The organism is Streptacidiphilus jeojiensis (assembly GCF_042510965.1).
Lineage (GTDB): Bacteria > Actinomycetota > Actinomycetes > Streptomycetales > Streptomycetaceae > Streptacidiphilus > Streptacidiphilus jeojiensis.
This window is the reverse complement of sequence record NZ_JBEUKS010000002.1, coordinates 654,964-681,748: the sequence shown is the minus strand read 5'-3', so window position 1 is coordinate 681,748 and position 26,785 is coordinate 654,964. Positions and strand designations below refer to the sequence as shown.

Here is a 26,785-nt window from a genome sequence, read left to right as displayed (position 1 = left end):
TTCACAATTCTATTGAGGCTGGCCGAACGGTCCGTAGTTGCAGCTAATCTCACATCCAGAGACCGTTCCCTTTACAAGGATCTCCAACTCTTCAAGACCCATCTGCCCTGCGACGGACATCCGACTGGGACTGAAGTCGCTGAACGGCTTTCGCAGAATCAGGAGGTCTTGGTCGTACAGGTCACCATCCTTCGCGAACTCCTGTGCTGTCTCCAGATCAGGCGTCCAAGACGTGAATTCACTGTTCATATCACCCATCTGATGTGCCATGGGATCACTATGGCCGCCCTTCGGTTGAGAAATACCCTCTAGAGCCAGCCCTCGGAGAGGGTGAGGATTCGTCACTCCTCGGTAGAGATACTTCCCATCTGCATCGTGATAGTTCTTCGCCCGCTCGATCACATCCGTAGCCGTCGGACCGTACGTGTCGTCCGCCAGTACAGCGGTCTCCAAGTCCGACGCAGCCCCGAGTGGCACGCAGTAGCCGGCGCCGGCGCCGCTCGGGTTGCAGTAGACGGTGCCGGTTTCGGGGTCGAGGAGGTTGCCTTCGGCGGTGCACTGGAAGCCTAGCAATGCGCCGGAGCAGGCGGTCTGGCCGACTGTGTCGGAGTCGAGTTGGGTGTCTGAGGCGGGGTCTGCGTCGTCCTCGGAGGCGTTGACGGTGGCGGTGGGTGTTGCGGCGCCCCTGCCGCCGGTCCTGACGGTGAGGCTGCTCTTGCCGATGGAGGCGGTGAGGTGTTTGGCGTGTGTTCTGATGGCGGCGCGTCGGGCTGCGGCGCGGGCTGCGGCGGCGCGTTCGGCTGCGGCGCGGGCGGCTGCGTCGGCGGCGGCCTGGGCTGCGGCGGAGGCCCGGCTGCTGTGGCGGGTCGATCCGTGGTGGCGGGATGACGCGCTGGAGGTCGATGAGGTGTAGTGCCTCGGGAAGTTGGTGCTCTCGTCGCTGCCGGTGCTGGACTTCGACCTGGTCTTGGTCTTGTTGCCTGAGGTGAGGCGGGTCCCGGACTCGCGCCTGGCCTCTTCGAGCTGTTCCTCGTTGCTTGTCTCCTCCTCGGACGCCTCGTCGACCTCCGCGACCTCGGCCGCTGTCTCCCCTTCCTCGCCTTCCCCTTCGCCGCCCCAGTCGATGGAGATGTCGCCGAACTCGCCGACTGCGATGGTCTCGCCGCCTCCGCCGCCGCCTTCGGAGGCGTAGTGGCCGGTGGGATCTGTCCCCGTCAGGGGGCTGTCGTCGGTATAGGCGTAGGCGTTGGCACTGGCACTGTTGCCGACAGGGCTGTTGTCGACGGTGTCAGCGGAGTCGAAGGTGCCGGTGCCCGGGGTGTACCAGCGGGCGAGCATGTTGACGTCGCCGGTGGCGGCGTCGGTGTACTCGCTCTGGTAGCCGAGGTTGCCGGTCAGGGTACTGGCGGTGCTGTTACCCCAGGGGTCGTAGGTGGCGGAGCCGGTGAGAGTGGTAGCCGTAGCGGTGAACTGGGCGACGAGGTCGGTGTGCAGGTCGGTCCAGGCCAGGGTCGCACCGCTGGTTCCGGTCTCGCCGGTGAGGGCGCCGGTGGCGTCGCGACTGTAGGTGGTGGTGCCGTCGGAGGCGACCGTGTTGTCCTGCCCCGAGTAGGTGAGGCTGGTGGCGCCCGCGGTGATGACCCGGCCGAGGGCGTCGTAGGTGTAGCTGGTCGCGCCGGCGGTGGCCTCCTGACCGTAGGCGTCGAAGGCGTAGGCCTCGGTGCCCTGGGTGACGGTGTCGGTCTTGCCGGCCAGGGTGCCCCGGGCGGTGTAGCTGTAGGTGCTGCTTCCGTCGCTGGTGAGCTGGTCGCGGGCGTTGTAGGTGGAGCTGGTCGACCCAGAGGTGAGGCGGTTGCCGTCGGCGTCGTAGGTGTACGCCGTGGTCGTGGTGCCGTTGTTCCAGGAGGTGAGGCGGCCCGCGTCGTCGTAGGTGTAGGTGTTGGCCGAGGCGCCGTCCAGGCCGGTGCTGGTCTTGGAGGTGAGATTGCTGTCCAGGTCCCAGCCGTAGTTGATGGAGGCGATGGCGGTGCCCGCCGAAGTGGCGAGCCTGTCCGATGTCTCGCGGTGCTGCGCGTCGTAGGTGTAACTGCGGACGTCCCCTGACGCACCGTAGGAGATCGTGGAGGTCTGGGAGAGGCTGTTGTACGCGTAGCTCGCGGTGGTCCCGGTACTGGCGTCGGTGTCGGTGGCCAGGCGCCCATCGGTGTCGTAGGTGTAGCTGCTGGTGCCTGAGGAATCGGTTCGGGTCAGCGGGCTCTGGTCGGCGTTGTAGGTGAAGCCGGAACTGCCCGCCTGGCCGGTCTCGGTGAGCAGGTCGCCGAGGGCGTTGGTGTTGTAGTACTCCCAGGTACTGCCGGTCGCGGAGGCGACCAAGTGCTGGTTGAGGGAGTAGTCGAAGGTACGGGTGGCGGTGGTGGCGTCGGCTCCGCCTGGGCTTTCGGAGGTGAGGTCGCCGAGCGCGTCGTAGCTGTTGGTGAGGGTGACTCCGCCTGGCTGGGTCTGGGTGGTCAGCTCAACGAGACTGTCGTAGGTGTAGCTGGTGGTGCGGTCCGCAGTGCTGGTGTAGCCGGTGACGGCCGGGACCTCCTTGGATGCCTGCAGGCCGAGCGAGTTGTAGGTGTAGTAGGTCCAGGCCAGGTTGCCGTCCTTGTAGGCGGTCTGGTTGCCGTCGGCGTCGTAGCCGTACTTGGTGGTGATCGAGGTGGTGGCGTCGACCGGCTCGACCTGCGAGGTGAGCTCGCCCAGGACGTCGTAGCCGAAGGTGGTCGTGTTGCCCAGTTCGTCGGTGCTGCTGGTGAGGTAGCCGTTGGCGCTGTAGGTGGCCGAGGTGGAACTGAGGACGGTGCCGCCGGCGGACTCCTTGGCGGTGGCGGTCATGCGTCCGGCGGCGTCGTAGGTGGCGGCCTGGATACTGCTGTCCGGCAGGACGGTCTTGGTCACATCACCGAGCAGGTCGTAGCTGTAGTGGGTGGTGTCGCCGGTGGTGTCGGCCTCGGTGAGGGTCTGGCCCAGCGCGTCGTAGGTGTAAGTGGCGCTCACCCCACTGGCCGAGGCAGTCTTGGCGACTTCGCCCGCGGTGTTGTACGTACTGGTCGTGAGCAGCTTGCTGGTGGCGCTGGTGGACGTGTACACGTACGCCCACGTGCTGCTGGTGCGGCCCAGGTCGTCGTAGCCGGTGTGGGTGACCGATCCGTAGGGGGAGGTCTGGGTCAGCTGGTCGCCGGCCAGGTCGTAGCTATAGGTCCAGGTTCCCTGCGTGGCGGTACCCGCGATGGAGATGGCGGGATTGGTCTTCTCGACCATGTCGTCCAGCTGGTCGTAGCTGTAGTCGGTCTCGTTGCCCTCGGCGTCCGTCTCGGTCAGCGTGTTGCCGTCCGCGTCGTAGGTCCAGGCCGTGGTGGCAGAGGTGCCGTTGTAGGTCGGCAGGGTGGTCCCGGTCTTGCGCCCGTCTGCGTCGTAGGCGGTGGCGGTGATGTCGCCGAGCGCATCCTCGGCCTCGGTGCGGTCACCGAAGGTGTCATAGCCCTCCAGGGTGGTCGGGTAAACGGCCGTGGTGGCTCCGGTACCCGGCGTGGTGGTGGTGACCTGGGGAGCGATGGTGCTGGTCAGCTGTCCGGCTTCGTCGTTGCTGTAGGTGTAGACGCTGCCGTGCGGATTGGTCATGGAGGTCTTCAGCCCGCGTTCGTCGTACCCCCACTTGGTGGTCAGCCCGCTGCTACTGCTCAAGGCGTGGACTGCGGTGAGTCTGTCTCCCGCCACGTCGTAGGTGTACGTCCACTTCTGTGCGGTGTCTCCGGCGGTGTCGGTCTGGGTGGAGGTCAGCGGGTGCGAGTCAGCGTCGAAGGTGTAGGCGGTCACCTGGTCCGCACCCGAGGGATCCACCGCGACGGCGGTGGTGCGGTCGGCCGCGTCCAGTGTGTAGTCGGTGGTCAGCGTGCCGTTCTTGGTCGTCTTCTCGATCAGATTGCCGGCGTCGTCGTAGGAATCGGCGGCGTCGACGTAGCTGCTGCCCGAGGAGCCGGTCTCGGTGACCTGCTTGGTCAGCCCGTTGTCGTAGTACGCATGGCTCGTGGTGACGCCGATCGCGTCGGTCACGGTGGACAGCTGCCCGGCCGCGTCGTAGGTGCGGGTCTCCAGCAGTTTGCCGGCGGCGGTTTGGGTGGTCGCGGAGGAGCCGGTGTAGTTGGTCAGAGTGGTGGTCAGCAGGTCGCCGTCGCCGTCGTAGGTGTAGGCGTACTCCTGCCCGTTCGCGTCGCTCTCCCCGGTTCGGTTGCCGAAGGCGTCGTAGCTGTAGCTGGTCTCGTAGCCGATCGGATCGGTAGTGGTGGCCAGTTCGCCCTGGCCGTTGTAGGTGTCCGTGGTGGTGCGGGAGGAATCGGAGCCGGTGGTGTCCGCCACCGTGGTGGTCAGTGTGTTTCCGTCGGCGTCATAGCTGTAGCTGGTCCGAGCGGTGTGGACGGTGCCGGTCACGGCGTCGGTGGTCGACGGGTCGGTCTCGGACATCGTCCGCCCCAGCGGGTCGTAGCTGTACGTCGTGACCAGACCACCCGGGTAGGTGTCCGAGACCTCCGTCTCCGTCAGCACCCGCCCGAGGCCGTCATAGGTGTACCGGGTGATCAGCCCGAGCGGGGAAGTGGTCTGGGCGAGATCGCCGTCGGCGTAGTAGAGGTAGCCGGTAACGGCTCCACCCGGGGTGGTGACCGAGGCCAGCAGCCCGGCCGGAACCGTGGTCCCGGAGACATACCCGGCCGTCGAGGCCGTGGTGTACGCCCGTGTGGTCGTCAGCCCCGCACTGTGGCCGGTGACCGCCGGAGTGGTCGCAGTCAGCAGGTTGCCGTTGGTGTCGTAGGTGTCCACGGTGCGGTAGGTGGTATCCGAGGAACTGGACGAACGCCCGTCGGACGATGTCAGCAGCTTGTCGTTGCGCGGATCGGTGTCCGAGTCCGAATCCAGGTAGTAGGTGTAGTACGAGGTCGAACAGAGTGAGGCCGACAGGTCCTGACAGGTCGTCCTGGAGACGACGTCCCCACGCGAGTTGTGGCCGGTGGTGGTCACGTTCCCGTTCGGATCGGTCGTGGTGTAAACGAACCCGGCCATGTCGTACCCGTAGGAGGTGGTACCGCCCGTACCGTCGCTCTGCGACAGGATCCGACCGCTGTCGGACAGGTCATAGACGGACGACAAGGTGTTCCCGCCCGGATCGGTGACGTCCACCGTCTCGGTGGCCACCGTGCCCGAGGACTGCTTGTACGCCTGCCACTGAGCCGTGACCTGCGTGGCTGTCAGGGCGTGGCTGTAGAAGGCGACCTCGGCGATCCTGCCGGTGAAGTAGGAGACATCGCCGGGTGAGTCGATCCAGCTCTTGGCATATCCGGCCCCGATGTAGGTCAGTGCGTTGGACTGGTCGTCCGGGGTGCCCGAGAAGGTGTCCTGCTTGACCCCGTCCAGGTACAGCGTCTGCGTCGAACCGTTCGACGAGAGCACCGCATGGTGCCAGACACTGTCGGTGACCGTTGAAGTCGAACCAAAATCCGCACTGCCCGAACCACTGACACTCCACCAGTGACCGTGCAACTTCCCGTCAGAACCCACGTACAGCACCGGCGTCCACGTCCCCGAAGCCGCGGTGGTGCCGTCGATGGCCACGGACTGGTCCCCGATCAGCACTCCGGAGGTCGAGGTCTTGAACCACAACGAGACCGCCCGGTCGGTGCTGGCGTGCAGCATGCTCGCGTCCACCGAGACGTAGGAGTCCGATCCCCCGAAGCTCGCCGCCGTGGACGCGGTGGAGTCCTTCGCGCTGAACGGGCCGGTGACTCCCAACGTCGCATCGTTGTAGGTGCCTTCCCCGCCGTTGACCTCGTCCGCGGCGTAGGTGGCTGAGGAGTCATCGCCCAGTTGCCAGTAGCCCGTGGGGTCCGCTCCAAGCACCGCACCGTGGAAGACCGCACTGGAACCGGCCACTGTGGGCGAGCCGAGCGTGTAGGTGCCACCGTCCGCGTCGGTCACTGAGGTGAGCCGGTCAGCCGCAGTGTCGTAGGAGACCTGCGCGGTGGTGCGCCCGGCCGGGCTGGTGGCCTTGGTCATGAACGCCGCACTGCTGCTCCCCGCCGTGTACAGGTCGCTGACCTGCGAGGAGGTCAGCGGAGCGCTGTAGAAGGAGACATCGGAGATCGAGCCGGTGAAGTAGGAGACATCGCCGGGTGAGTCGATCCAGGCGTCCGCGAAACCCGCCCCGACATAGGTGTACACATTCGACTGGTCGTCGGGGGTGCCCGAGAAGGTGTCCTGCTTGACCCCGTCCAGGTACAGCGTCTGCGTCGAACCGTTCGACGAGAGCACCGCATGGTGCCAGACACTGTCGGTGACCGTTGAAGTCGAACCGAAATCCGCACTGCCCGAACCACTGACACTCCACCAGTGACCGTGCAACTTCCCGTCAGAACCCACGTACAGCACCGGCGTCCACGTCCCCGAAGCCGCGGTGGCCCCGGTTACCGACGCCGACTGGTCCCCGATCAGGACTCCCTCGCTGGAGGTCTTGAACCACAGGGAAACCGCGCGGGAAGTACTGGCGTGCAGCGGCGCCGCCGGCACTTTCACATAGCCGGTCCCGGCGAAGGTCGCCGCTGTGGCCGACGAGCCGACCAACGGACCTGTACTGCCGCCCAGAGTGGTGTTCTTGTAACTGCCCGCGTCGGTCTGCTCGTTGGCGAGCACCGACGAGGCAGCTGTCGAGGTCCCCGATGCCTCGTCCAGCCGCCAGTACCCGGCCGGATCCGCGTCCAGGACGGCCGCCGGATAGTTCGATCCCGCGCTGTAGCTGTAGGAGTAGCACGAGCTCGACGCGGTCGCCGACGCCGACTCCGACGGCGGGCACACCTTCGTGAGCTTGTCCCCGGTGTACCCGTAGCTCCACAGCACTGCGGTGGACGTGCTGCCGCTGGTCGCATCGTCCGTGGTCACCGTGGCGACATGGGCATGAGCGGCCCCCGACGGTGTGGACCAGGTGAAGGACAGCGACCGCCCCGAGGACGAGTTGGTCACCTGGGTCAGCTGGTACGAGGAGTTGTACCCGAAGGTCTCCGAAAGACCCGCATGTGTGGTGATCTTCGACAGCAGCCAGATGTTGGTTCCCCCGGCCGTGGCGAAGGTGTACGTCGTCCCCGAGGTCTCCGTCAGCGCATATCCCGAGGACAGCGCCTTCAGCGTGGCGTAGGTGCCGGACGGTGGCGTGTAGCCCGCCGAGGAGTATCCATAGCGGAGCTCCTGCCCTCCGTCGTCGGTGACCACCACGTTCTTGGACCCGTCGGCATCCATCACTGCGCGCATGTCGGCGATCGAGGACCAGCCGGCACCGAATGCCGCGCCGCTGCGTGCATCCAGCGAGTTGTACGCACGCGTGACTGCCAGCGAGGGTCCCACCGTGGTCACCTTCGCGTCGGTGACCGAGGTGGTGTAGTTACCCGCCTCCTCGTCGTACCCGTGCCCGCCGTTCTGCGCGAGCCTGGAGGCGACCAGCGGCTGCGCCACCTGCGTACCCAACGCCTGCTGACCGCTGACGGTCGTCGACCAACCGTCGTAGGTCGACACCTTCCAGTAGTACGAGGTGGACCACGACAGATCCCCCGAGGGCACCGTCCACTTCGCCGAGGACTGCCAGCCCGAGGTGTCGAGTTGCGTGCCCGCCGACGAGTACAGCGCGAAATCGTACTTCAGCGCCGAATTCGGCCAGGTGTCCGGATCGACTGCCTTGGCCTGCAACTGCGGTGTCAGCGACGGCGACGAGAATCCGGACTTCGGATACGTGTGCTCGATATCGGGGGCGACGTTCTTGGCATACGTCAGCGTCATGTACGGCGAATGGTCCGAGACCTGCGAGGAGGCGAACTTCTTCCACTGGTAGGAACTCGTCGCCGACGAGAACACCGACAGGCCGTAGTTGGTCGTGCTTCCCAGTGCGATGTCCTGGAAGTACGTCGTGTCCAGGTCCGTGTCCTGCCACTCCCCCACGCTGGTTGACACCGACGTGTTGGCACAGACCGAGGATGAGGCCGTTCCTGACCACGACCCGATCGAGTCCGCCGTGTCCGGCCGGTCCGACCACGATTTCGAGCCCGTGACACTCCATGACTCCGATATCGGGTACACCCTGTAGGTGGTGCTCGTGCTGCAGGTGTACGCCCAGATGTCGAACAGGTGCAGGTCGGCGTCGGTGATGTGATACCCGTCCGTGTCCGGAAGGGACGGGAACTTCATGAAGGTCTGCGCGATGTAGGACCCACCGTCGGGCGTGCCCACCCGCAGCATCGTGTCGGAGGAGTAGTCATAGGTGTTCGGGTAGTACACGTACGTCGTGTCGGTCTTGCCCGCGATCGACACCGTCATCGTGGGGTCCACCGTCACCGGGAACTGCAGCGACGAGTCCGCCAGCCACGACGGGTCCAGCGACAGCTCGATCGCCGGCGACCCGTCCACCTCGGTCACCGAGTAGGACATCGCCCAGTCCTCGTGCGCCTCGCCCGTCAGCGGGTCCACGGAAGAGTCCCGGGCGAAGGGCTGTGGCAGCGTCGCCGCCACCGCGCCCGCGGCGTCCACCAGTTCGACCGTGCCGTCCGAAGCGGTAGTCAGGGTCAGACCCTTGAGCGACATCGGAAACACCCAGGTCGTCGGCGCGTCGGCGGCCGTGAGAACCAGTGACTCCTTCACGCCATCCGTGGTCGGCTGCAGTACCAGGTTCGTATCGGTCAGGATCCCGTCGTACTCCACCGACGAGCCCGACGCCGACGACGTGACCTCGTTCGCCCCTGCCAGGGACCACGCCACCGACTCCGAGCCGGAGATGTCCAGGGTTGCCAGTTCACCGGAGGAGGACCCGCTCGTCACCGTCGAATCCGACAGTGCGGCTGCCTGGGTCACCTTCCACGGGAGGGCGGAAGTCGCCACCGCCGAGCGCACCGAGCCTGAGCCGGTCGCGGACGAGGCCGACGTCCGCGTGCCGGACGAAACGCTGGCAGCGAAGGAGACCCCCAGCGCGTTCGACTTCTCGTGCCAGCGCCCGTCGCTGCCCTTCGCCACCGAGGTGTCAATCGGCTGCCAGCCTCCGGAGGAGTCCAGGTAGTTGATCCGGGTCTGGGAGACCCGCTTGGTCACCGAACCATCGGCGTTCTCGTAGTAGTCGAACTGCGCCCCAGACTTGGTCGCCACTCGGGAACTCGTCCGTGCGTTGAAACCCTTGGGCACATCCGTCGAGGTGGACTGCCCCACCGAAGCGTTCGTCACACTCGCGGCCGCCAGTTGCCCCTTCCCCTTGCTCGGTACCCGGCCCGCTGCCTTCCCCTTGCCCGCCTTCGTGACCCGTACGTCCGAGGCCGATCCCGTAGTGGAGGACGGACCCGAATCGTCCTCCGCGGCAAGCCATTTGAAGACGTCGTCAATCCCGGAGCCGATCGAGGGGGCGCTGTGTGTCGCGGCGAAGGCGGCCCCGTTCGGCGACCAGACCGCGACAACCACCGTGACCACGGCGCACCACACCCGCCACCGCGCAAATCGCCCCACTGGGCACCGGCCCTTTCGGCTCACGCCAACTCACGACAAGGAGCCGGTACACGAGGCATGACACATGATCACGTGAAGACGGCAAGGAGAGTTGTAGCGGATCAGTGGAGGCCCCCGGCAATACCCTCAGATCGATTCAGGGCTACCTGATAACTAAGGACCCGGAACCACAGCCTGCTGATATGTGGATGGGCACTGTTTCCCCACAGGGATTGCTCTGATCGGAGCCGGAATCCGCACAGGCTGATTCGTGTGGGGAACAGCACAGGGGCTGTCGACGGGTTATCGGTGAGCGGGTGATCCGCTGCCCCCTCGCGCCCTACCTGTCCCCGGAACGGGGACACATTCGGTCCGGGGGGATCTACGCTGTGCCGCATGCGACTCGACCGCATCGCCGTCCGCTACGGCCGCCGTGAGCCCTGGGTGCTGCGGGACGTCAGTCTGGATCTGGACCAGGGGCAGTTGGTCCGGGCGGCCGGTGGCAACGGGGGCGGTAAGTCGACGTTGCTGCGGCTGGTCGCCGGGGCGTGCGAGCCCGACCGGGGCGCCGTACGGGAACGGCCCGCCCGCCGGGCGTACGTGCCGGAGCGGTTCCCGGCCGCGCTCCCTTTCACCGCCCATGACTACCTGTGCCATCTGGGCCGGGTGCACGGTCTGCACGGTGCCGAACCCGCCCGGCGGGCCACGGCCATGCTGGAGCGGCTCGGGGCCGCGGCCTTCGCCGGCACCCCGCTCGCCGAACTGTCCAAGGGGACCTGCCAGAAGGTCGCCGTCGCCCAGGCCCTGGTCGGCGACCCGGAGCTGCTGGTCCTGGACGAGGCCTGGACCGGGCTCGACCAGGACGCCAGGGCCACCCTGGACGCGGCCGTCGCCGAGCGGGTCGAACAGGGCTGCACCGTGCTCTTCGTCGACCACGACCCGACCCGGCTGGCGGGGCTGCCGGCGCTGCACTGGCAGGTCGGGGACGGCTCGGTGACGACCGACGGCTCCGGTCCGGGCAGTCCGACCATGGTGATCACCGTGACCGGTCGGCTCGGCGGCGCCAAGGGCCTGGCCGAGTTGGTCGGGGTCAGCACGGTCGGCGAACCGTCCCCGGACACGGTCCGGCTGACCGCCGACGCCCGGCACAGCGACGAGGTCCTGCGGGCCCTGCTCGCCGACCCACTGGTCCACATCGCCCGGGTGGAGGCCGGCCGGTGAGCGATCTGATCCGCTATCAACTCGCGCTGCTGCTGCGCTCGCAGCGGTGGCTGCCGCCGGTGCTGTTCTTCGCGGTGCTGATCGTCGCCGGGGTCTTCGGCGGCCAGCAGTACGGGGACTCGCTGGGCTGGTGCGCCGGGATGCTGGTGCCCGGAGCGGGTTGGCTCACCCGCACCGTCCTCACCGGGGAGCCGGCCGCGGCCCGCGCCTGCGTGTCCGCTGCCGCGGGGCCACGACGGGTGCAGGGTGCTGCGCTGGGCGTCGCGCTGGGGCTGGGCGCGGTGCTGGCGGCGGTCGCCGGGGCGTTCGAGTGGACCATGAGCAGCCCGCCACCGGGAGGCGCCCCGGTGGCGCTCGCCGCCACTGCCCGCGACGGCGCTGCCGCGATCGTCGTGGGGCTGCTGATGGGGGTGGCGCTGGGCGCCCTCTGCGCACCGCCGCTGGTGCGGCGGCCCGCGACCGGGGTGCTCACGCTGGCGGCGGCGTCGGTGGTGCTGCTGGTGGCGCCGTGGTCACCGGTGAACGCAGCGATTCGTGACGCGGCGTCACCCGGTCCGACGGTCTTCCCGTGGTGGCCCCTGCCTGCGGCTTTGCTGCTTCTTGCCGTCTGTGGGGGTGTCGTGGTGCGGTCGGCTTCGCGCTCTACGCAGGCATTTGGTTGAGCGCGCAGTTCCCCGCGCCCCTAGCAAGTGCAACTGGCTCAGTTGCAAACGTGTAGGGGCGCGGGGAACTGCGCGGCCGGCCATGCACTATCCGCACCAGACCCGCTCACCTGATACGAAGGTCTGCTCGACCTTCGTCGCCCCGATCTCCTCGGCCGGTCCCGCGAACGGATCCCGGTCCAGTACGACCAGGTCGGCCACGGCGCCGACGCGGATGGTCCCGCTGTCGTCCAGGTGGTTCACGTACGCCGATCCGGCCGTGTACGCGGCGAGCGCCGTGCCGAGGTCCAGCCGCTGGTCCGGCAGGAAGACCCGGGCGTCGTCGTCCCCGTACCCCCTGCGGTTGACCGCGGTGTGGATGCCCTCGATCGGGTCCGGACTGCTGACCGGCCAGTCGCTGCCGGCGGCCAGCGTCGCTCCGGCGCGCAGCAGGTCCGCGAACGGGTACTGCCACTGCGCCGAGTCCCCGCCGAGGAAGGGGATGGTGAGCTCGTCCATCTGCGGCTCGTGCGCCGCCCACAGCGGCTGGAGGTTGGCGACCGCGCCCAGCGCGCGGAAGCGCGGGACATCGTCCGGGTGCACCACCTGCAGGTGGGCTAGGTGGTGCCGGGTGTCGCGGAATCCGTTGGCCCTGCGGGCCGCCTCGACCGCGTCCAGCGCCTCGCGCACGGCACGGTCGCCGAGGGCGTGGAAGTGCACCTGGAAGTCGAGGGCGTCCAGCTCGGTGACGTAGTCCCGCAGCGCGTCCGGGTCGACGAAGCTGAGGCCGCTGTTGGCGGTCGGGCAGCCGCAGCCGTCCAGGTAGGGGTTGGTCATCGCGGCGGTGTGGTTCTCGGCGATGCCGTCCTGCATGATCTTGACGGAGTCCGCCCGCAACCGGCCCACCCGCAGCCGCCGGCGCCGCTCGACCGGCTCCGGGATCTGCTCGGCGCCGCGCGAACGGTCCCACCACAGCGCGCCGTTGACCCGCGCGGTGAGCCGGCCCTCGGAGGCCGCGACCAGGTAGGCCTCGGCGGGGTCGGGCTGGCCGTTGAAGACGCCGAGGAGGGCGTCCTGCCAGGCGGTGATGCCCAGCGAGTGCAGCAACTGCTGCGCCCGCAGCAGCCCGGCGACCCGGTCGGCGAGGGTGGTCGGCGGGACGAGGCGGGCGACCAGGCCGGTCGCGCCCTCCTGCAGGGCACCGCTGGGGGTCCCGTCGGCCTCGCGTTCTATCCGTCCGTCGGCCGGGTCCGCCGTGACGGCGTCGAGTCCGGCCAGTTCCAGGGCACGGGTGTTGGCCCAGGCCCCGTGGTGGTCCGGTTCAGCAGGTAGACGGGGCGGTCGGGGACCAGGGCGTCCAGGAACTGCCGGGTGGGGGTGCCGCCGGGGAAGCTCTCCATGGACCAGCCGCCGCCGGTGATCCACTCCCGCTCGGGGTGGGCCTCGGCGTAGGCGCGGATGCGGCGGCGGTACTCGTCCGGGTCGGTGGTGCCGGTGAGGTCGCACTCCCCCAGCTCCACACCGCCGTAGACGGCATGGACGTGCGCGTCCTGGAAGCCGGGCAGCAGCAGCCGTCCGGCCAGGTCGAGGACCTCCGTCTTCGGCCCGATCAGCTCGCGGACCTCGTCCTGGCCGACGGCGGTGATCCGGCCAGCGGTCACGGCGACGGAGCGGGCGCGGCTGCGGGCACCGTCGACGGTGAGGACGGGGCCGCCGGTGAGGACCAGGTCGGCGTGGGGGGTGGGCATGCGATCTCCAGGGTGGTGCGCTCTACGTGGGCGTTTGGTTTGTCGCGCATGCTTTTAACAAGCACAGCCCCGCGCCCCTGCACGTTTGCAACTGAGCCAGTTGCAGCCCCCAGGGGCGCGGGGCTGTGCTTGATGAAAAGCGTGCGCGACCGACCATGCAGGACCGCACCCGGGCTCAGTGGTCCAGTTGCTCGATCGTGGCGATGGACGGTGCCTCCCCGACGAGCGACCGTGCGACCCCTTCGGCCTCGCGCAGCACCCGGACGGCGTTGCTCCAGGTCAGTTTGGACAGGTCGGCTTCCGACCAGCCCCGGCCGAGGAGTTCGGCGATCAGGTTGGGGTAGCCGGAGACGTCCTGGAGGCCGTCAGGGGTGAAGGCCGTGCCGTCGTAGTCGCCGCCGATGCCGATGTGGTCGACTCCGGCCACCTCGCGCATGTGGTCCAGGTGGTCCGCCACCGTCGCCGCCGAGGCCCGCGGCGGCGGATTCGCCGCCTCGAACGCCCGCTGGACCACCATCGCCTCCGGCGTGGTCTCCAGCGCGTGGAAGCCGTGGACCTCCAGGTTGGCGTCGGCGGCCTTCGTCCAGGCGATGGCCTCGGGGAGGATGAACTTGGGTACGAAGGTGGCCATCGCCACACCGCCGTTGACGGCGAGCTGCTCCAGCACGTCGTCCGGGATGTTGCGCGGGTGGTCGCAGATCGCCCGCGAGGAGGAGTGCGAGAAGACCAGCGGCGCGCGGGTGACCCTGAGCGCGTCCCGCATGGTGTCCGCGGAGACGTGCGAGAGGTCGACCAGCATGCCGAGCCGGTTCATCTCCCGGACGACCTCCTCGCCGAAGCGGGTGAGTCCGCCGGCGGCCGGCTCGTCGGTGGCGGAGTCGGCCCACGGCAGGTTGTCGTTGTGAGTGAGCGTCATGTAGCGGACGCCCAGGGCGTGCAGGGCCCGCAGCGTGGCCAGCGAGCCGTTGATGGAGTGTCCGCCCTCGGCGCCCATCAGCGAGGCGATCCGGCCCTCGGCACGGGCCGCCTCCATGTCGTCGGCGCTGAAGGCGAGCCTGAGCCGGTCCGGGTAGCGGGCGGCGAGCGCGCGCACGCAGTCCATCTGCTCCAGGGTGGCGCTGACGGCCCGGTCGCCGGTGAAGTCGGTCCGCACGTACACCGACCAGAACTGCGCGCCGACACCGCCGGCCGCCAGCCGGGCCAGGTCGGTGTGCAGGTGGGCGCTCTGGTCGGTGGCGATGTCACGGGCGTCGAGGTCGTAGCCGACCTGCCGGCGCAGCGCCCAGGGCAGGTCGTTGTGCCCGTCCACGACGGGATGCTCGGCGAGCAGCGCCCGGGCCCGGTCCAGCAGTTCGGGCGCGGGGGCGGTCCAGACCGTCGGTTCGCTCATCCGTCCGCTCAGCTCCCGAAGCCGAAGCTGTTGCCGCCGTTGACCTTGGCGCGCAGCTTCTTGCCCTTGTCGGTGGCCTGGCTGTTCAGCTCCTGCTGGAAGTCCCGCATCCGCTCGGCGAGTTCGGGGTCGAACGCGGCCAGCTGACGGACCGCCAGCAGCCCGGCGTTGCGGGCCCCGCCGATCGACACCGTCGCCACCGGGACCCCGGCCGGCATCTGCACGATGGACAGCAGCGAGTCCATGCCGTCCAGGTACTTCAGCGGCACCGGGACGCCGATCACCGGCAGGGTGGTGACCGAGGCGAGCATCCCGGGCAGGTGGGCGGCGCCGCCCGCGCCCGCGATGATCGCCTTGAGGCCGCGGCCGGCGGCCTGCTCCCCGTACTCGACCATCTCGCGGGGCATCCGGTGCGCGGACAGCACGTCGACCTCGTAGCCGACCTCGAACTCGTCCAGGGCCTTGGCTGCGCCCTCCATCACCGGCCAGTCGGAGTCCGACCCCATGACGATGCCGACCAACGGCTGCTCAGGCATGCGTTGTCCCCTTGTCTGACTTATTCAGTCTCATTCAGTGATGTCGCCGCGCAGGTAGGCGGCGGCATGGCGGGCGCGCTCCCGGACGTCGTCCAGGTCGTCCCCGAAGACTGTGACGTGGCCAACCTTACGACCGGGCTTCACGTCCTTGCCGTACATGTGGATGCGCAGGCCGGGGTCACGGGCCATGCAGTGCAGGTAGGCGTGGTACATGTCCGGGTAGTCGCCGCCGAGGACGTTGACCATCACGGTCCAGCGGGCCCGCGGCCTGGGGTCGCCCAGCGGCAGGTCGAGGACGGCCCGGATGTGGTTCTCGAACTGCGAGGTGACCGCACCGTCGATGGACCAGTGGCCGGAGTTGTGCGGCCGCATGGCCAGCTCGTTGACCAGGATGCGGCCGTCTCGGGTCTGGAACAGCTCGACCGCGAGGTGGCCGGTGATGTCCAGCTCCCCGGCGATCCGCAGCGCCAGCGCCTGCGCCTCGGCTGCCAGGTCCGCGGAGAGGTCGGGGGCCGGGGCGGTCACCTCGTGGCAGATGCCGTCCTTCTGCCAGGACTCCACCACCGGATAGGCGACGGCCTGCCCGTGCGGGGAGCGCACGACATCCGCCGCGAGCTCCCGGACGAAGTCGACCTTCTCCTCCGCCAGCACCGGGACGCCCGCCCGGAACGGCTCAGCCGCCTCGGCCTCGTCGCGGACCACCCAGACGCCCTTGCCGTCGTAGCCGCCGCGGGTGGTCTTCAGCACCACCGGGAACCCGGAGCCCTCGGCCGCGAAGGCGACGACGTCCGCCGGGTCGGCGACCAGCCGGTGCCGGGGGCAGGGCACGCCCAGCGCATCCAGCCGGGCCCGCATCAGCCCCTTGTCCTGCGCGAACACCAGCGCGTCCGGCCCCGGCCTGACCGCGACGCCCTCGGCCTGGAGCGCCCGCAGGTGCTCGGTGGGCACGTGTTCGTGGTCGAAGGTGATGACGTCGCAGCCGGCCGCGAACCGCCGCAGGGTGTCGAGGTCGCGGTAGTCACCGAGGACGACGTCGTTCACCACCAGCGCTGCCGAGTCCTGCGGGGTGTCCGCGAGCAGCCTGAACCTCACACCCAGCGGGATCGCCGCCTGGTGAGCCATTCGGGCTAGCTGCCCGCCGCCGATCATGCCGACTACTGGAAAAGTCACACCCCTGAGGATATAGGTGCCCGCGGATCGACATCACCGCAGGCCAGGACGGTGGGCACAGTTCCGGCCCGGCCCCCTGCCGCGACGGCCCGTCCGGGTCCCACAGGGATCGTCTATCGTGGAACCTTGAAGTTCTGCAGCCAGGACTCATGTGTGAGTCCCATGAGATGCCTGCGCTGGCCCGGCGACGGAGCGGGTACGCGAACTAGCATGAGATGCGCTCCCCCCCACAGCCCTGAAAGAGACGGACACCGATGACTTCGAGCCCCGATCCCGCGCCCGCAGCGCCGAACGTTCTGCGCCGGCTCGTGCATGAGCTGGCCAAGTTCGGGATCGTCGGCATAGTCGGCGTCGTCGTCCAGCTGGTCGCCTTCAGCATCCTGCTCGACTCGATGCAGACGGTGCGCGCCAACATCGTGGCGACCCTGATCGCGATCGGCACCAACTACATCGGCTACCGGTACTGGGTGTACCGCAACGCCGACAAGAAGACCAGGTCCCGCGAGATCACCCTGTTCCTGATCTTCAGCGGCATCGGCCTGCTGATCCAGAACGCCGTGCTCTACGCGCTGACCTACGGCCTCGGCCTGGACACCAAGCTGGAGAAGCTGGTGTGCACCGTCGTCGGTATCGGTGTCGCCACCGTCTTCCGCTTCTGGTCCTACCGGACCTGGGTCTTCAAAGCGATCCCCGAGGCCGCCGCGGACGTGATCGGGGCGGCCGACGCGGTCGGCCAGGCCGAGCGGATCCTGGCCGCCGAGCAGGTCAAGCTGAGCACCGAGCACTCCGAGCTGAAGGCCCGGGCCAAGGAGCTCTGACCCTCACTTTCCTTACCTACTCACTTCGCACTTCCGGAGCCCTCGGGGCGTCCCAAGAAGAGTGCAAACACCGGAGGCCGCTGGGACAGCAGTTCCAGGCGGCCTCCGTCCGCTTCGGCGAGGTCGCGGGCGACGGCCAGGCCGATGCCGGTGGAGTTGTGGCCGCTGACGGCGCGCTCGAAGACCCGCGCGCCCAGCTCGCTGGGGACGCCCGCGCCCTCGTCCTGGACCTCCAGCACCACCGAGGAGCCGCGGACCCGGGTGCGGATGGTGACCGCGCCGTCCCCGTGCATCAGCGAGTTCTCGATCAGTGCCGCCAGCACCTGGGCCACCGCCCCCGAGTTGCCCAGCGCCAGCAGTCCGGGCGGGCCCTCCAGGTAGAGGGTGCGTCCGGCGCGGCGCAGCGCGGGGCTCCACTCCTCCGCCTGCTGCTTGATCACCTCGTCCAGCTCGAACGGCTTCGCCGAGCTCTTGCGCTGGTCCCGGCTGTTGGTGAGCAGCCGCTGCACCACGTCGGTGAGCCGTTCCACCTGGCCCAGGGCGATCGCGGCCTCCTCCCTGACCGTGGCCAGGTTGTCGGTCTCGGCGATCTCCTCCAGCCGCATCGACAGCGCGGTGAGCGGGGTGCGCAGCTGGTGCGAGGCGTCGGCGGCGAGCCGGCGCTCGGCGGTGAGCATCCTGGCGATGCGCTCGGCGCTGGCGTCCAGCACCTCGGCGACCCGGTCCAGCTCGACCACGCCGTAGCGGCGCTGCCGGGGGCGCGGGTCCCCGGAGCCCAGGCGTTCGGCGGTCTCGGCCAGGTCGGTGAGCGGGCGGGCCAGCCGCTTGGCCTGCCAGACCGCGAGCAGGGCCGCCGCCACGATGGTGAGCAGCGCGACCAGGGCCAGCAGCAGCAGCATGTTGCGGATATTGCGGTTCAGCGGCCCGCGCGACTCCTGGACGGTGACCTTCTCGCCGTGCGGCCCGGTCTCGGTGGCGCTGACCGGGTCGTCGCCGGCCGGCTTGTCACCGAGGGTGATGGTCGGCTGCCCCGGCAGCTCGACCACGGCGTAGCGCTGGGCGTTCTGGCTGGTCAGCCCGGACAGTGCCTCGGCGTCGATGGGCTCGCCGGCGACCAGCCGGTTCTCCACCACCCCCACCAGGTGCAGCGCCTCCGAGGTGACCTGCTCCTGGGCGTTGCTCTCGATGCTGCGCTTCTCGACCAGGGCGAGCGGGGCGCAGAACAGCGCGACCACGACCAGGACGACGGCGAGGGTGGAGTTGATCAGCCGGCGCTGCACGTCTGACTGCTAGCCCTTCTCGAAACGGAAGCCGACGCCGCGCACGGTGGTGATGTAGCGGGGGCTGGCGGCGTCGTCGCCGAGCTTCTTGCGGAGCCAGGAGATGTGCATGTCGAGGGTCTTGGTGGAGGTCCACCAGGTGGTGTCCCAGACCTGCCGCATGATCTGCTCGCGGGTGACCACCCGTCCGGCGTCCCGTACCAGCACCCGGAGCAGCTCGAACTCCTTGGCGGAGAGCTGGAGTTCCTCCTCGCCGATCCAGGCGCGGTGCGACTCGACGTCGATCTTCACCCCGTGGGCCCCGGTGGTGAGGTCCACCGTGCCGCGGCGCAGCAGGGCCCGGACCCGGGCCAGCAGCTCGGCCAGCCGGAACGGCTTGGTCACGTAGTCGTCCGCCCCGGCGTCCAGGCCGACCACGGTGTCGACCTCGTCGGCGCGGGCGGTGAGCACCAGCACCGGGAAGCCGTGACCGTCCGCGCGCAGCCGCCGGCAGACCTCCAGGCCGTCCATCCCGGGCAGGCCGAGGTCCAGCACCAGCAGATCGATGTTGCCGCCCTCGAGACCGGCTTCCAGGGCCGAGGGGCCGTCCTCCCGGACCACGACCTCGTAGCCCTCCCGGCGCAGTGCGCGGGCGAGCGGTTCCGAGATGGCGACATCGTCCTCGGCGAGCAGTACACGGGTCATGCCCTGATCGTAGTGCCCGACGATGCACGAACGGCCCTCCCGACCGGCGAGGTCACAGCGCGTCACCTAACGTCGCATCAGGGACGGGTCGGGAGAGGCGGGCGGATGGCGCAGGACGCGGTGAACGGCGAGGACGGGGCCCCGGCAGCCGGAGCTCCGGCCTCTGAGGACAAGGGCTTCTTCGGGCATCCGCGCGGTCTGGCCACCCTCTTCGGCACCGAGATGTGGGAGCGCTTCAGCTTCTACGGGATGCGCGGGCTGCTGACCCTGTTCCTGGCCACCCCCAAGGACCAGGGCGGTATGGGCCTGGACTCGGCGACCGCACTGGCCGTCTACAGCGTCTACAACTCCCTGATCTACATGCTGTCCATGCCCGGCGGCTGGATCGCCGACCGGCTCTGGGGCGCCCGCAAGGCGGTGCTGATCGGCGGGGTGGTGATCACCGCCGGGCACTTCGTGCTGGCGATCCCGGCGACCCAGTCCTTCTACCTGGGGCTGATCCTGATCGCGATCGGCACCGGGCTGCTCAAGCCCAATGTCTCCAGCATCGTCGGCGCCCTGTACGCCAAGCACGACCTGCGCCGGGACGGCGGCTTCACCATCTTCTACATGGCGATCAACATCGGCTCCTTCTTCGCGCCGCTGGTGATCGGCACGGTGGGGCAGAAGGTGAGCTGGCACCTGGGCTTCTCGCTGGCCGGCGTGGGCATGTGCCTGGGCCTGCTCCAGTACGTGCTGGGCGCGCGGCACCTGGGCGGGGCCGGGCGGTACGCGAGCCGGCCGGCCGAGCCGGACGAGCGGCGCAGGGTGCTACGGCTGGCCGGGCTCTGGGCCGCGATCGCGGTGGTGGCCTTCGGCATCGACGGGCTGCTGGGCACCTTCTCGATCCACCAGGTGGTGAACGTGCTGGCGGTGCTCGGGGTGGCACTGCCGGTCTACTACTTCACCCGGATGCGGCTGGACAAGGACCTGACGCCGCTGGACCGGACCAGGATCGGCGCCTACATCTGGTTCTTCATCGCCGCCGCTGTCTTCTGGATGATCTACGACCAGACCGGATCCACCCTGAACCTGTTCGCCACCAACCAGACCAACCTCTCGGTCTTCGGCTGGCACTTCCCGTCCAGCTGGTTCCAGTCGGTGAACCCGCTGCTGATCATCATCCTGGCGCCGCTGTTCGCCTGGATGTGGGAGTCGCTGGCCAAGCGCGACCGGGACCCCAGCACCCCCAACAAGTTCGCCACCGGGCTGCTGCTGATCGGCATCTCCTTCGGGGTGATGGCGCTGGCCAGCCTGGCGGCGGACGGCGGCAAGCTGGTGTCGCCGCTGTGGCTGTGCTCGGTCTACCTGATCCAGACCGTCGGCGAACTGTGCCTCTCGCCGGTCGGGCTCTCGGTGACCACCAAGCTGGCGCCCGCCAAGTTCGTCAGCCAGATGCTGGGGCTGTGGTTCCTGGCGGTCGCCACCGGTGACGCGGTGGCCGGCTGGACCACCCAGCTCACCAAGGTGATGAGCCAGAACGCCTACTTCTACAGCCAGGGGGCGCTGGCGGTGGTCTGCGCCATCGCCTTCTACCTGGCGGCCGGACGGATCCGGGCGCTGATGGGCGACGTGAACTGAGCCGACGGCCCACGTCGCCCGTCAGCAGCCCGCTCAGCGCGACCGGCGCAGCCTGCGCCAGGGGGTGAGCACAAACACCGCCGCGCCGACCAGCAGGATGCTGCCGCCGAGCAGGCCGAGCGCCTGGAAGGTGCCGCTGTCGCCACCGGTGCTGGCCAGATCGCCGGTGGAGGACGAGCCGGTGGAGCCGGAGGACGACGAGCTGGACGAGGAGCCGCCGGTCGTCGAGGTGCTGCCGGTCGTCGAGGTGGTGCTGCTGGGCGAGCTGGACGCGGTCGAGCCGCCGCTGCTGCTTCCGGAGCCCGCCGCGACGGTGAGGGTGAGGCCGACCTTCGGGGAGTCGGCCGTGCACTTGGTGTCGGTGCCCAGGACCGTGATCGTGTACGCCGCCGGGCTGAGGGTCACCTGGCCCGCCTTGGTCAGCTTGAGCGTGCCGGTCATCGCCGAGATCACCATCGGGGAGTTCTTGGGGATCGCCGGATTGGTCATCGGCCCGCTCACCGCCACCGAACCGGACTGGGCGCCGCCCACCGTGATCGTGCCGCTCGGCTTCACCGTGTTGGGCTGCAGGTCGATGATGCCGGGGTTGTTCGACGCGGCCTTCACCGTCGTCCAGGTGACGGTGACGGTGTCGCCCACCTTCGGCGAGGAGCTGGAGCTGGTCAGATCGGCGATCGAGGTCCCGTGGACCGTGCCCAGCCCCACGCCCGCGGGCGGGATGCAGGTGGTCGCGAAGGAGAGGTCGGCCGCGGCGGCCGGTTCCACGCCGGAGAGCAGTGCCGCGCCGACCGTGGCCAGCAGCGCTCCCCAGGCAAGCCTGTTTCTGTTCACGCGTCGATTCCTTTGTCGAGGAGGGTGGAGGAACCAGGGGTGCGGGCCTGGGCAGTGCGGACAAGAGGGTCGGCCGGGGCGGGGCCGTCGTCGGCCTTCGGGAGTACCGGGCCGGAACCGGGAGCGAACCACGGCAGCGTGGGTGCGAGCGGTGCGGCACGGGGCGGATGCGCGGGCATCGGCGGGAGCGCCAGGGTGTCGTACTCCTGGCCGGGCGCGCCGCCGGGAGCAGCGCGCCGCCGGGCCCGGCCCAGGAGAGCAGCCGGGGCCGGATCCGGGTCCGGCCGTACCCGGTCGACCACGGCGAGGCCGGTCCGGAACAGGCCCACCGGGACCACCACGCACAGCAGCAGCCAGAACAGGGTGACCCCCCAGGGCTGCGGCAGGCTCACCTGCTGCACCGTCAACTCCGTCCCGGCGTAGTCGAGTTCGACGGAGTAGCCGCCGTGTGCGCCGGCCGCGAAGTCCAGCGGCACGTCGATCTCCTGCCGGCCGCCCGGGGCGATCACCCCGCTCCACTGGTACTCCTGCCAGTCGGGCGAGTAGACCGAGTGCGTCGTCCCCATCCGGAACACCGGATCGGTGATGGCCGAGTTGCCCACATTGGCGATCATCGCCTTGAAGGTGCGGTGCGGGGGCGCGCCGAACCAGGTCATCAGGGAGCCGCCGCCGCTGATGGACGCGGTGAGCGGCAGCATCGTGCCCGGGGTCTGCTTGATCGGGACGCTGGCGACGCCGATCACCGGGAAGGGGGTGTCCACCGTGACGTTGGCCCCGGTCACGGTGGTGGCGTGGATGACGCACGGGCACGGCTGCGGCGGCTTGACCACAGCCAGCTGCACCGCGAAGCCGCCGCCCGCACTGGTGGTGAGGGCCCGTCCGGTGGCGTTGGCGCAGCTGTCCGTGCCGTTGACCGCGTTCTGACCGCAGAGCAGCACGGTGACCGGGGTGTTCACCGGCCATCCGGTCCCCAGGACGGTGGCGGTCGCACCAGGTGCCGCGGTGCCGGGGGTCGCCTTCACCGTGGCGCCGGTCCCGGCGGCGCGCGCGGGGGCCTGCGGCAGCAGCACCGGCAGCGCCAGCGCCAGCAGCAGCGCTCCGGCGAGCAGGGCCGCCAGTCGCGGCAGTGGACCGACCGTCATGCCGCGGCCTCCACCCTGACCCGCCCGCGCCGCCAGGACCCGCCGCCCCGCTGCGCCCGGCGCCGCCGGGACCGCAGCCGGCGTGCGCCGACCAGCAGCACGATCAGCAGCAGGACCAGTCCGACCAGGAACCAGGGCACGGCGAAGAAACTGGTGCCGGCGGTCGCCGAGATGTCCGTGCCCGCGATCGACAGCTTCAGGCTGACGTGGTCGAACTGCGGCGGATGCGGCCAGGGGGCGGTCAGGGTGACCGACTGGCCCGGCAGCAGGTCGATGCCGAGGTCCTTGGGCACCGAGTTGAGCACGGTGCCGCCGAACCATCCGCTGGCCTTCAGCGCCAGCGTCGGGTGAACGGTGGTGTTGCCGCGGTTGACCAGGGTGTAGTGGACGGTGGCCGAGGAGGAGCCGATCCCGGGCACCAGCGGGGCCTTGCGGCTCACCGAGACGTCCTGCAGGCTCACCGCCGGCACCGCCGGCCCGGACACCCGCAGGTAGACCCGGGCGCCGACGGCGCGCTTGATGCCCACCGCCACCTTGCCGTTGCTGCTGGTCCCCACGGTCGCGGTGTCGAGGGCGACGATGGCGCCGGGGTGGTCCCCGGGTTCGGCGCCCTTGGGCACCGTGATGGTGAAGGGGATGTCGGCGCGGTGGTGCGCGGGCACGGTCAGCCGGTTCACCTTGAGGTGCGCCCAGGCGCCCACGCCGAGCTGCGGCTGGTCGGCGGCCCGCAGGGCGAACCCGCCGTCGCGCGGGGTGTTGTAGGCGTCGGCCCCGTAGAGCTGGAAGGTGATCGGCGCGGCGGAGGTGTTGAAGACGGAGACGGTGTCGCTGACGGACGCCCCGGGGGCGGCCTCCAGGTAGAAGTACTCGCGGTCCGGCAGGGCGTTCTTCGCCTTGGAGGCCGGGACCGGGTAGACCGCCCAGCTCCCGTTGTCGGCGGCGGGGGCGAGCGCGGGCGCGCTCGCGAGCGCCGCGGCCGGAGCGGCGGCGGGGGCCGTCCCCGCACCGAGGAGGAGGCCGCCGACGGCCAGCAGTGCGGCCAGCAGCACCCTGAGCAGACGGGGCGTCAGTGGTCGACGGTGGTACATCGGCGGTCCTCCAGCGGTGCGGGGTCGGTTGAGGGTTCAGGCGCCGTGGAGGGACCGGGCGCCTTGCGGGCTCAGGCCAGGGTCAGCGTGAGCGTGGAGGTGTAGTTGCCGGGGGCGGTGAACGCCGGGACGTTCAGCGAGAGGTCCGCCGTGGCGCTGAACTGACCACCGGTCAGTGCCGCCGCGGGGGTGCTCGCCAGGGTCGCCCCCGCCGTGCCGACGGTGCCCGCCGAACCGGCGGCGCAGGTGCTGGGGCTGCCCGAGGTGGTGCTGCAGGCAGGCGTCCAGCTGAGGTTGGCCGCCGGCAGGGTGCTTCCGGACGGGCCGACGAAGTTGGTGTTGCTGGCCGTCAGCGACCAGCCGCTGGCACCGCCGCGGTAGTCCTTGACGGTGATGGCGTTGAGCGACCCGGTGGAGCTGCCGCCGGTGCCGAAGTCGACCGGGGTCATGGTGACGGTGTCACCGGCCTGGGTCATGCTCAGCGTCCCGCTCTTGACCGAGCTGTTCAGGGTCTGCGACGCGCCCCCGGGCGGAGTGACCGGGATGACGGTGTACGCGACCGGCGGCGCCGCCGTACTGGCGTCGTAGGCCGTCCCCTCGAAGGCGATGATGCCGGTGGTCGCCGCCGCGCTGACGGTCAGCTGGACGCTGAACGCGCCGGTGCTGTCCGCCGTGGCGGTGGTGGCGTCACCCGTCGCGCTGGTCCCGGCGAAGCCGGCCACGGTGATGGCGGCGCCGGGGGTGAACCCGGTGCCGGTCACGGTGGTCTTCGCGCCGGGCGCGCCGGAGCTGGGGTTGACGGTCGCGACCCGGCCGTTGGGTGCGGTCGCCGGGCTGGCGGTGATGGTGTTGGACACGCCCGCGGGCGGGGTGTCGATGGTGCAGGGGATGTCGATGGTGATGATGTAGTTGGAGTTGATGTTGTAGTTGCCGGGGCTCAGCGTGATCGCCCCGGCCTGGGTGACCGTGAAGGTGCCGGTCATGGTGAAGCCCGGGAAGGCCGCGTTGCCGGCCACCGGCGGGTTGGTGCGGGTGCCGGTGACGGTGACCGAGCCGGTCTGCGCACCGCCCAGGGTCACCGTGCCGGTGGGCAGCACGACGTCAGCGGGGAGCGCCGTCGCCGTGGGGTTGCCCGCGGCGGGCGTGGTGACGTCGTAGGTGACGGTGACGGTGTCGCCGACCTTGGGGGCGGCGTTGGAGACGGTGATCTCCGAGGTGGTGTTGCCGTGGATCGGCGACAGGCCGAGGCTCGCCGGGGGCGTACAGGTGGTGGCGTAGGACACCGAGGTACCGGCGGTGTCCGCCTGCGCCTGACCGGCCAGCGCCAGCGGCGCCGCCAGGACCAGCGCGACCAGACCTGCCTGGAGGCCGCGGTGTCTGCGCCGCGGCGTCCGGGTCGTCCCGGGTCTCTGCAAACTGTGGAACACGATCGTGGTGCCCCTTTCGGTGAAGGCTGCGGCTACCGCCACGCCCGCTGCGTGACAGCCGTCGGGACCACCGGAGCCGACCTGCCCGGGCAAGCTGCACCAGGACTATCCTTCGATCGGCGCTACGGTGCCGTGCGGGCCGGCCGCCCCCTGTCTCCCTTGCCGTTGACGGGGGCGGCCGGCCTCCTGCACATGTGCCGTTGTTGTGCTCACCGCCTTGGCGGTGCCCATCATTGACGACCCGTCAGATTTAGAAGTCAAGGCATCCGCCCGGGCCCGTGCGACCATGTCCCCCGCCCTTCGCTCCCGCAACTCCCGTGCTGACGGTTCGTCAGATTCCAGCTGACGGTACGCCGATAGGCGTGCGGGCGGAACCGCCATGCACGGATGTTCTCAGTGAGCAGTGGGAGGATCAGGCGGCGCGGGGATCAGGCGGCGCGTTCGCCGCCGCGCCACACGGCGGCCACCAGCGGCACGCCCGGGCGGTAGGCCAGGTGGACGTGCGAGGGCGCGTCCAGCAGGGCGAGGTCGGCCCGGGCGCCGACCGCCACCCGGCCGACGTCGGTGCGGCGCAGGGCGGCCGCGCCGCCGGCGGTGGCGGACCAGAGCGCCTCGTCCGGGGTCATGCCCATCTCCCGGACCGCGACGGCGATGCAGAAGGGCACCGAACTGGTGAAGCTGGAGCCCGGGTTGCAGTCGGTGGAGAGGGCCACCGTCGCCCCGGCGTCCAGCAGCCGACGGGCGTCCGGATAGGCGGCGCGGGTGGAGAACTCGGCGCCGGGCAGCAGGGTCGCCACGGTGGTGCCCGAGGCGGCGGCGAGGGCGGCCACGTCGGCGTCGGACAGATGCGTGCAGTGGTCGGCCGAGGCCGCACCCAGCTCCACGGCGAGCTGCACGCCCGGGCCCTCGGTCAGCTGGTTGGCGTGGATCCGCGGCACCAGTCCCCGCTTGGCCCCGGCCGTCAGCACGGCCCTGGCCTGGTCGCCGTCGAAGGCGCCGCGCTCGCAGAAGACGTCAACCCAGCGGGCGTACGGGGCGCAGGCGTCCAGCATCGGACCGGTGACCAGATCGACGTAGGCCGCCGGGTCGTCGGCGTAGTCCGGGGAGACCACGTGCGCGCCGAGGTAGGTGGTCTCGTCGGTGTGGCGCCCGGCGATACGGAGCGCACGGGCCTCGTCCTCGACGGTGAGGCCGTAGCCGGACTTGCACTCCAGCACGGTGGTCCCCTGCCGCAGGGCTTCTGCGAAGTAGCGGGCGACATTGGCGTCCAACGCGGCGTCGGAGGCGGCACGGGTGGCGGCGACGGTCGTACGGATGCCCCCGGCGGTGTACGCGGCGCCGGACATCCGGGCGTTGAACTCGGCGGTGCGGTCGCCCGCGAACACCAGGTGCGAGTGCGAGTCCACGAACCCGGGGATCACCGCGCGACCGCCGGCGTCGAACCCCTCGTCAGCGGCGGGCGCCGAAGCGGCGGGCCCGACCCACGCGATCCTGCCGTCGGCGACGACGACGGCGGCGTCGGATAGCAGACCCAGTGGACCGTCACCGATGGACGGATCGTTGGTGACCAAGCTGCCGATACCGGTGATCACTGTGCTGCCCATACGCACCTTCCCAAAGTTGCAGACCCCCAGGGGCGCGGGGAACTGCGC

The 26,785-nt window shown here is 69.9% G+C and carries 15 protein-coding genes and 1 pseudogene; 4 read left to right on the top strand and 12 right to left on the bottom strand.

All coding sequences use genetic code 11. The features are described 5' to 3' along the window. Positions 1–9: 9 nt before the first annotated feature. The gene (locus ABUW04_RS08810; RefSeq protein ID WP_380563855.1) at positions 10–9,207 is read right to left on the bottom strand and encodes a LamG-like jellyroll fold domain-containing protein; all 9,198 of its coding nucleotides are present in this window, start codon (positions 9,205–9,207) and stop codon (positions 10–12) included. Between the two features lie 726 nt (positions 9,208–9,933). On the opposite strand from ABUW04_RS08810, the gene ABUW04_RS08805 reads away from it, so the two are divergent. Both ABUW04_RS08805 and ABUW04_RS08800 read left to right on the top strand, forming a co-directional pair. Beyond that, on the top strand, positions 9,934–10,758 hold the full coding sequence (locus ABUW04_RS08805; RefSeq protein ID WP_380563853.1) for an ABC transporter ATP-binding protein: 825 nt from the start codon (positions 9,934–9,936) through the stop codon (positions 10,756–10,758). Beyond that, the gene (locus ABUW04_RS08800; protein WP_380563852.1) at positions 10,755–11,420 is read left to right on the top strand and encodes a hypothetical protein; all 666 of its coding nucleotides are present in this window, start codon (positions 10,755–10,757) and stop codon (positions 11,418–11,420) included. Before ABUW04_RS08805 ends, ABUW04_RS08800 begins: the two co-directional genes overlap by 4 nt. An 87-nt stretch (positions 11,421–11,507) precedes the next feature. On the opposite strand, the pseudogene ABUW04_RS08795 reads toward ABUW04_RS08800, so the two are convergent. The 4 genes and pseudogenes from ABUW04_RS08795 to ABUW04_RS08780 all read right to left on the bottom strand — a co-directional run bounded on the left by ABUW04_RS08795 (position 11,508) and on the right by ABUW04_RS08780 (position 16,243). Then, a pseudogene (locus ABUW04_RS08795) lies at positions 11,508–13,147 on the bottom strand (amidohydrolase). A gap of 175 nt (positions 13,148–13,322) precedes the next feature. Next, positions 13,323–14,537, bottom strand: coding sequence for a dipeptidase (locus ABUW04_RS08790; protein WP_380563851.1), 1,215 nt, complete (start codon positions 14,535–14,537; stop codon positions 13,323–13,325). Positions 14,538–14,545: 8 nt separating this feature from the next. Next, positions 14,546–15,073 (bottom strand): 5-(carboxyamino)imidazole ribonucleotide mutase, encoded by a 528-nt coding sequence (gene purE, locus ABUW04_RS08785; protein WP_030264189.1) that lies wholly within the window; start codon positions 15,071–15,073, stop codon positions 14,546–14,548. A gap of 30 nt (positions 15,074–15,103) precedes the next feature. Continuing rightward, entirely contained in the window at positions 15,104–16,243 is a 1,140-nt protein-coding gene (locus ABUW04_RS08780; protein ID WP_380563849.1) for a 5-(carboxyamino)imidazole ribonucleotide synthase, read from the bottom strand. A 254-nt stretch (positions 16,244–16,497) separates the two neighbouring features. Between ABUW04_RS08780 and ABUW04_RS08775 the strand changes: the two genes are divergently transcribed. Beyond that, the gene (locus ABUW04_RS08775; protein ID WP_051726445.1) at positions 16,498–17,061 is read left to right on the top strand and encodes a GtrA family protein; all 564 of its coding nucleotides are present in this window, start codon (positions 16,498–16,500) and stop codon (positions 17,059–17,061) included. A 20-nt stretch (positions 17,062–17,081) separates the two neighbouring features. Here the strand turns inward: ABUW04_RS08775 and ABUW04_RS08770 are convergent, their stop codons facing one another. Both ABUW04_RS08770 and ABUW04_RS08765 read right to left on the bottom strand, forming a co-directional pair. Continuing rightward, complete coding sequence (locus ABUW04_RS08770; protein WP_380563848.1) at positions 17,082–18,341, bottom strand: ATP-binding protein; 1,260 nt, start codon at positions 18,339–18,341, stop codon at positions 17,082–17,084. A 9-nt stretch (positions 18,342–18,350) separates the two neighbouring features. Further along, a complete protein-coding gene (locus ABUW04_RS08765) occupies positions 18,351–19,025 on the bottom strand; it encodes a response regulator transcription factor (RefSeq protein ID WP_030264200.1) in 675 nt (224 codons plus the stop codon). Positions 19,026–19,130: 105 nt separating this feature from the next. Between ABUW04_RS08765 and ABUW04_RS08760 the strand changes: the two genes are divergently transcribed. Continuing rightward, on the top strand, positions 19,131–20,645 hold the full coding sequence (locus ABUW04_RS08760; RefSeq protein ID WP_030264203.1) for a peptide MFS transporter: 1,515 nt from the start codon (positions 19,131–19,133) through the stop codon (positions 20,643–20,645). A gap of 33 nt (positions 20,646–20,678) precedes the next feature. Here ABUW04_RS08760 and ABUW04_RS08755 read toward each other — a convergent pair whose 3' ends face one another. The 5 genes from ABUW04_RS08755 to hutI form a co-directional block, all read right to left on the bottom strand. Continuing rightward, positions 20,679–21,476, bottom strand: a complete 798-nt coding sequence (locus ABUW04_RS08755; protein ID WP_380563847.1) for a hypothetical protein — start codon at positions 21,474–21,476, stop codon at positions 20,679–20,681. Further along, positions 21,473–22,618, bottom strand: coding sequence for a hypothetical protein (locus ABUW04_RS08750; protein ID WP_380563846.1), 1,146 nt, complete (start codon positions 22,616–22,618; stop codon positions 21,473–21,475). The genes ABUW04_RS08755 and ABUW04_RS08750 overlap by 4 nt, the downstream gene beginning before the upstream one ends. Beyond that, complete coding sequence (locus ABUW04_RS08745; protein WP_380563845.1) at positions 22,615–23,706, bottom strand: WxL protein peptidoglycan domain-containing protein; 1,092 nt, start codon at positions 23,704–23,706, stop codon at positions 22,615–22,617. The genes ABUW04_RS08750 and ABUW04_RS08745 overlap by 4 nt, the downstream gene beginning before the upstream one ends. 71 nt (positions 23,707–23,777) lie before the next feature. After that, complete coding sequence (locus tag ABUW04_RS08740) at positions 23,778–25,061, bottom strand: WxL domain-containing protein (RefSeq protein WP_380563921.1); 1,284 nt, start codon at positions 25,059–25,061, stop codon at positions 23,778–23,780. 500 nt (positions 25,062–25,561) lie between these two features. After that, the gene (hutI, locus tag ABUW04_RS08735; RefSeq protein ID WP_380563844.1) at positions 25,562–26,737 is read right to left on the bottom strand and encodes an imidazolonepropionase; all 1,176 of its coding nucleotides are present in this window, start codon (positions 26,735–26,737) and stop codon (positions 25,562–25,564) included. Between the last annotated feature and the right edge of the window lie 48 nt (positions 26,738–26,785).

Bases quoted from the DNA above. Each gene is read 5' to 3' on its own strand.
- ABUW04_RS08805 (WP_380563853.1), top strand. From the start codon at position 9,934: ATGCGACTCGACCGCATCGCCGTCCGCTACGGCCGCCGTGAGCCCTGG.
- ABUW04_RS08790 (WP_380563851.1), bottom strand. From the start codon at position 14,537: ATGAGCGAACCGACGGTCTGGACCGCCCCCGCGCCCGAACTGCTGGAC.
- purE (WP_030264189.1), bottom strand. From the start codon at position 15,073: ATGCCTGAGCAGCCGTTGGTCGGCATCGTCATGGGGTCGGACTCCGAC.
- ABUW04_RS08775 (WP_051726445.1), top strand. From the start codon at position 16,498: ATGACTTCGAGCCCCGATCCCGCGCCCGCAGCGCCGAACGTTCTGCGC.
- ABUW04_RS08765 (WP_030264200.1), bottom strand. From the start codon at position 19,025: ATGACCCGTGTACTGCTCGCCGAGGACGATGTCGCCATCTCGGAACCG.
- ABUW04_RS08760 (WP_030264203.1), top strand. From the start codon at position 19,131: ATGGCGCAGGACGCGGTGAACGGCGAGGACGGGGCCCCGGCAGCCGGA.
- ABUW04_RS08750 (WP_380563846.1), bottom strand. From the start codon at position 22,618: ATGACGGTCGGTCCACTGCCGCGACTGGCGGCCCTGCTCGCCGGAGCG.
- ABUW04_RS08745 (WP_380563845.1), bottom strand. From the start codon at position 23,706: ATGTACCACCGTCGACCACTGACGCCCCGTCTGCTCAGGGTGCTGCTG.
- hutI (WP_380563844.1), bottom strand. From the start codon at position 26,737: ATGGGCAGCACAGTGATCACCGGTATCGGCAGCTTGGTCACCAACGAT.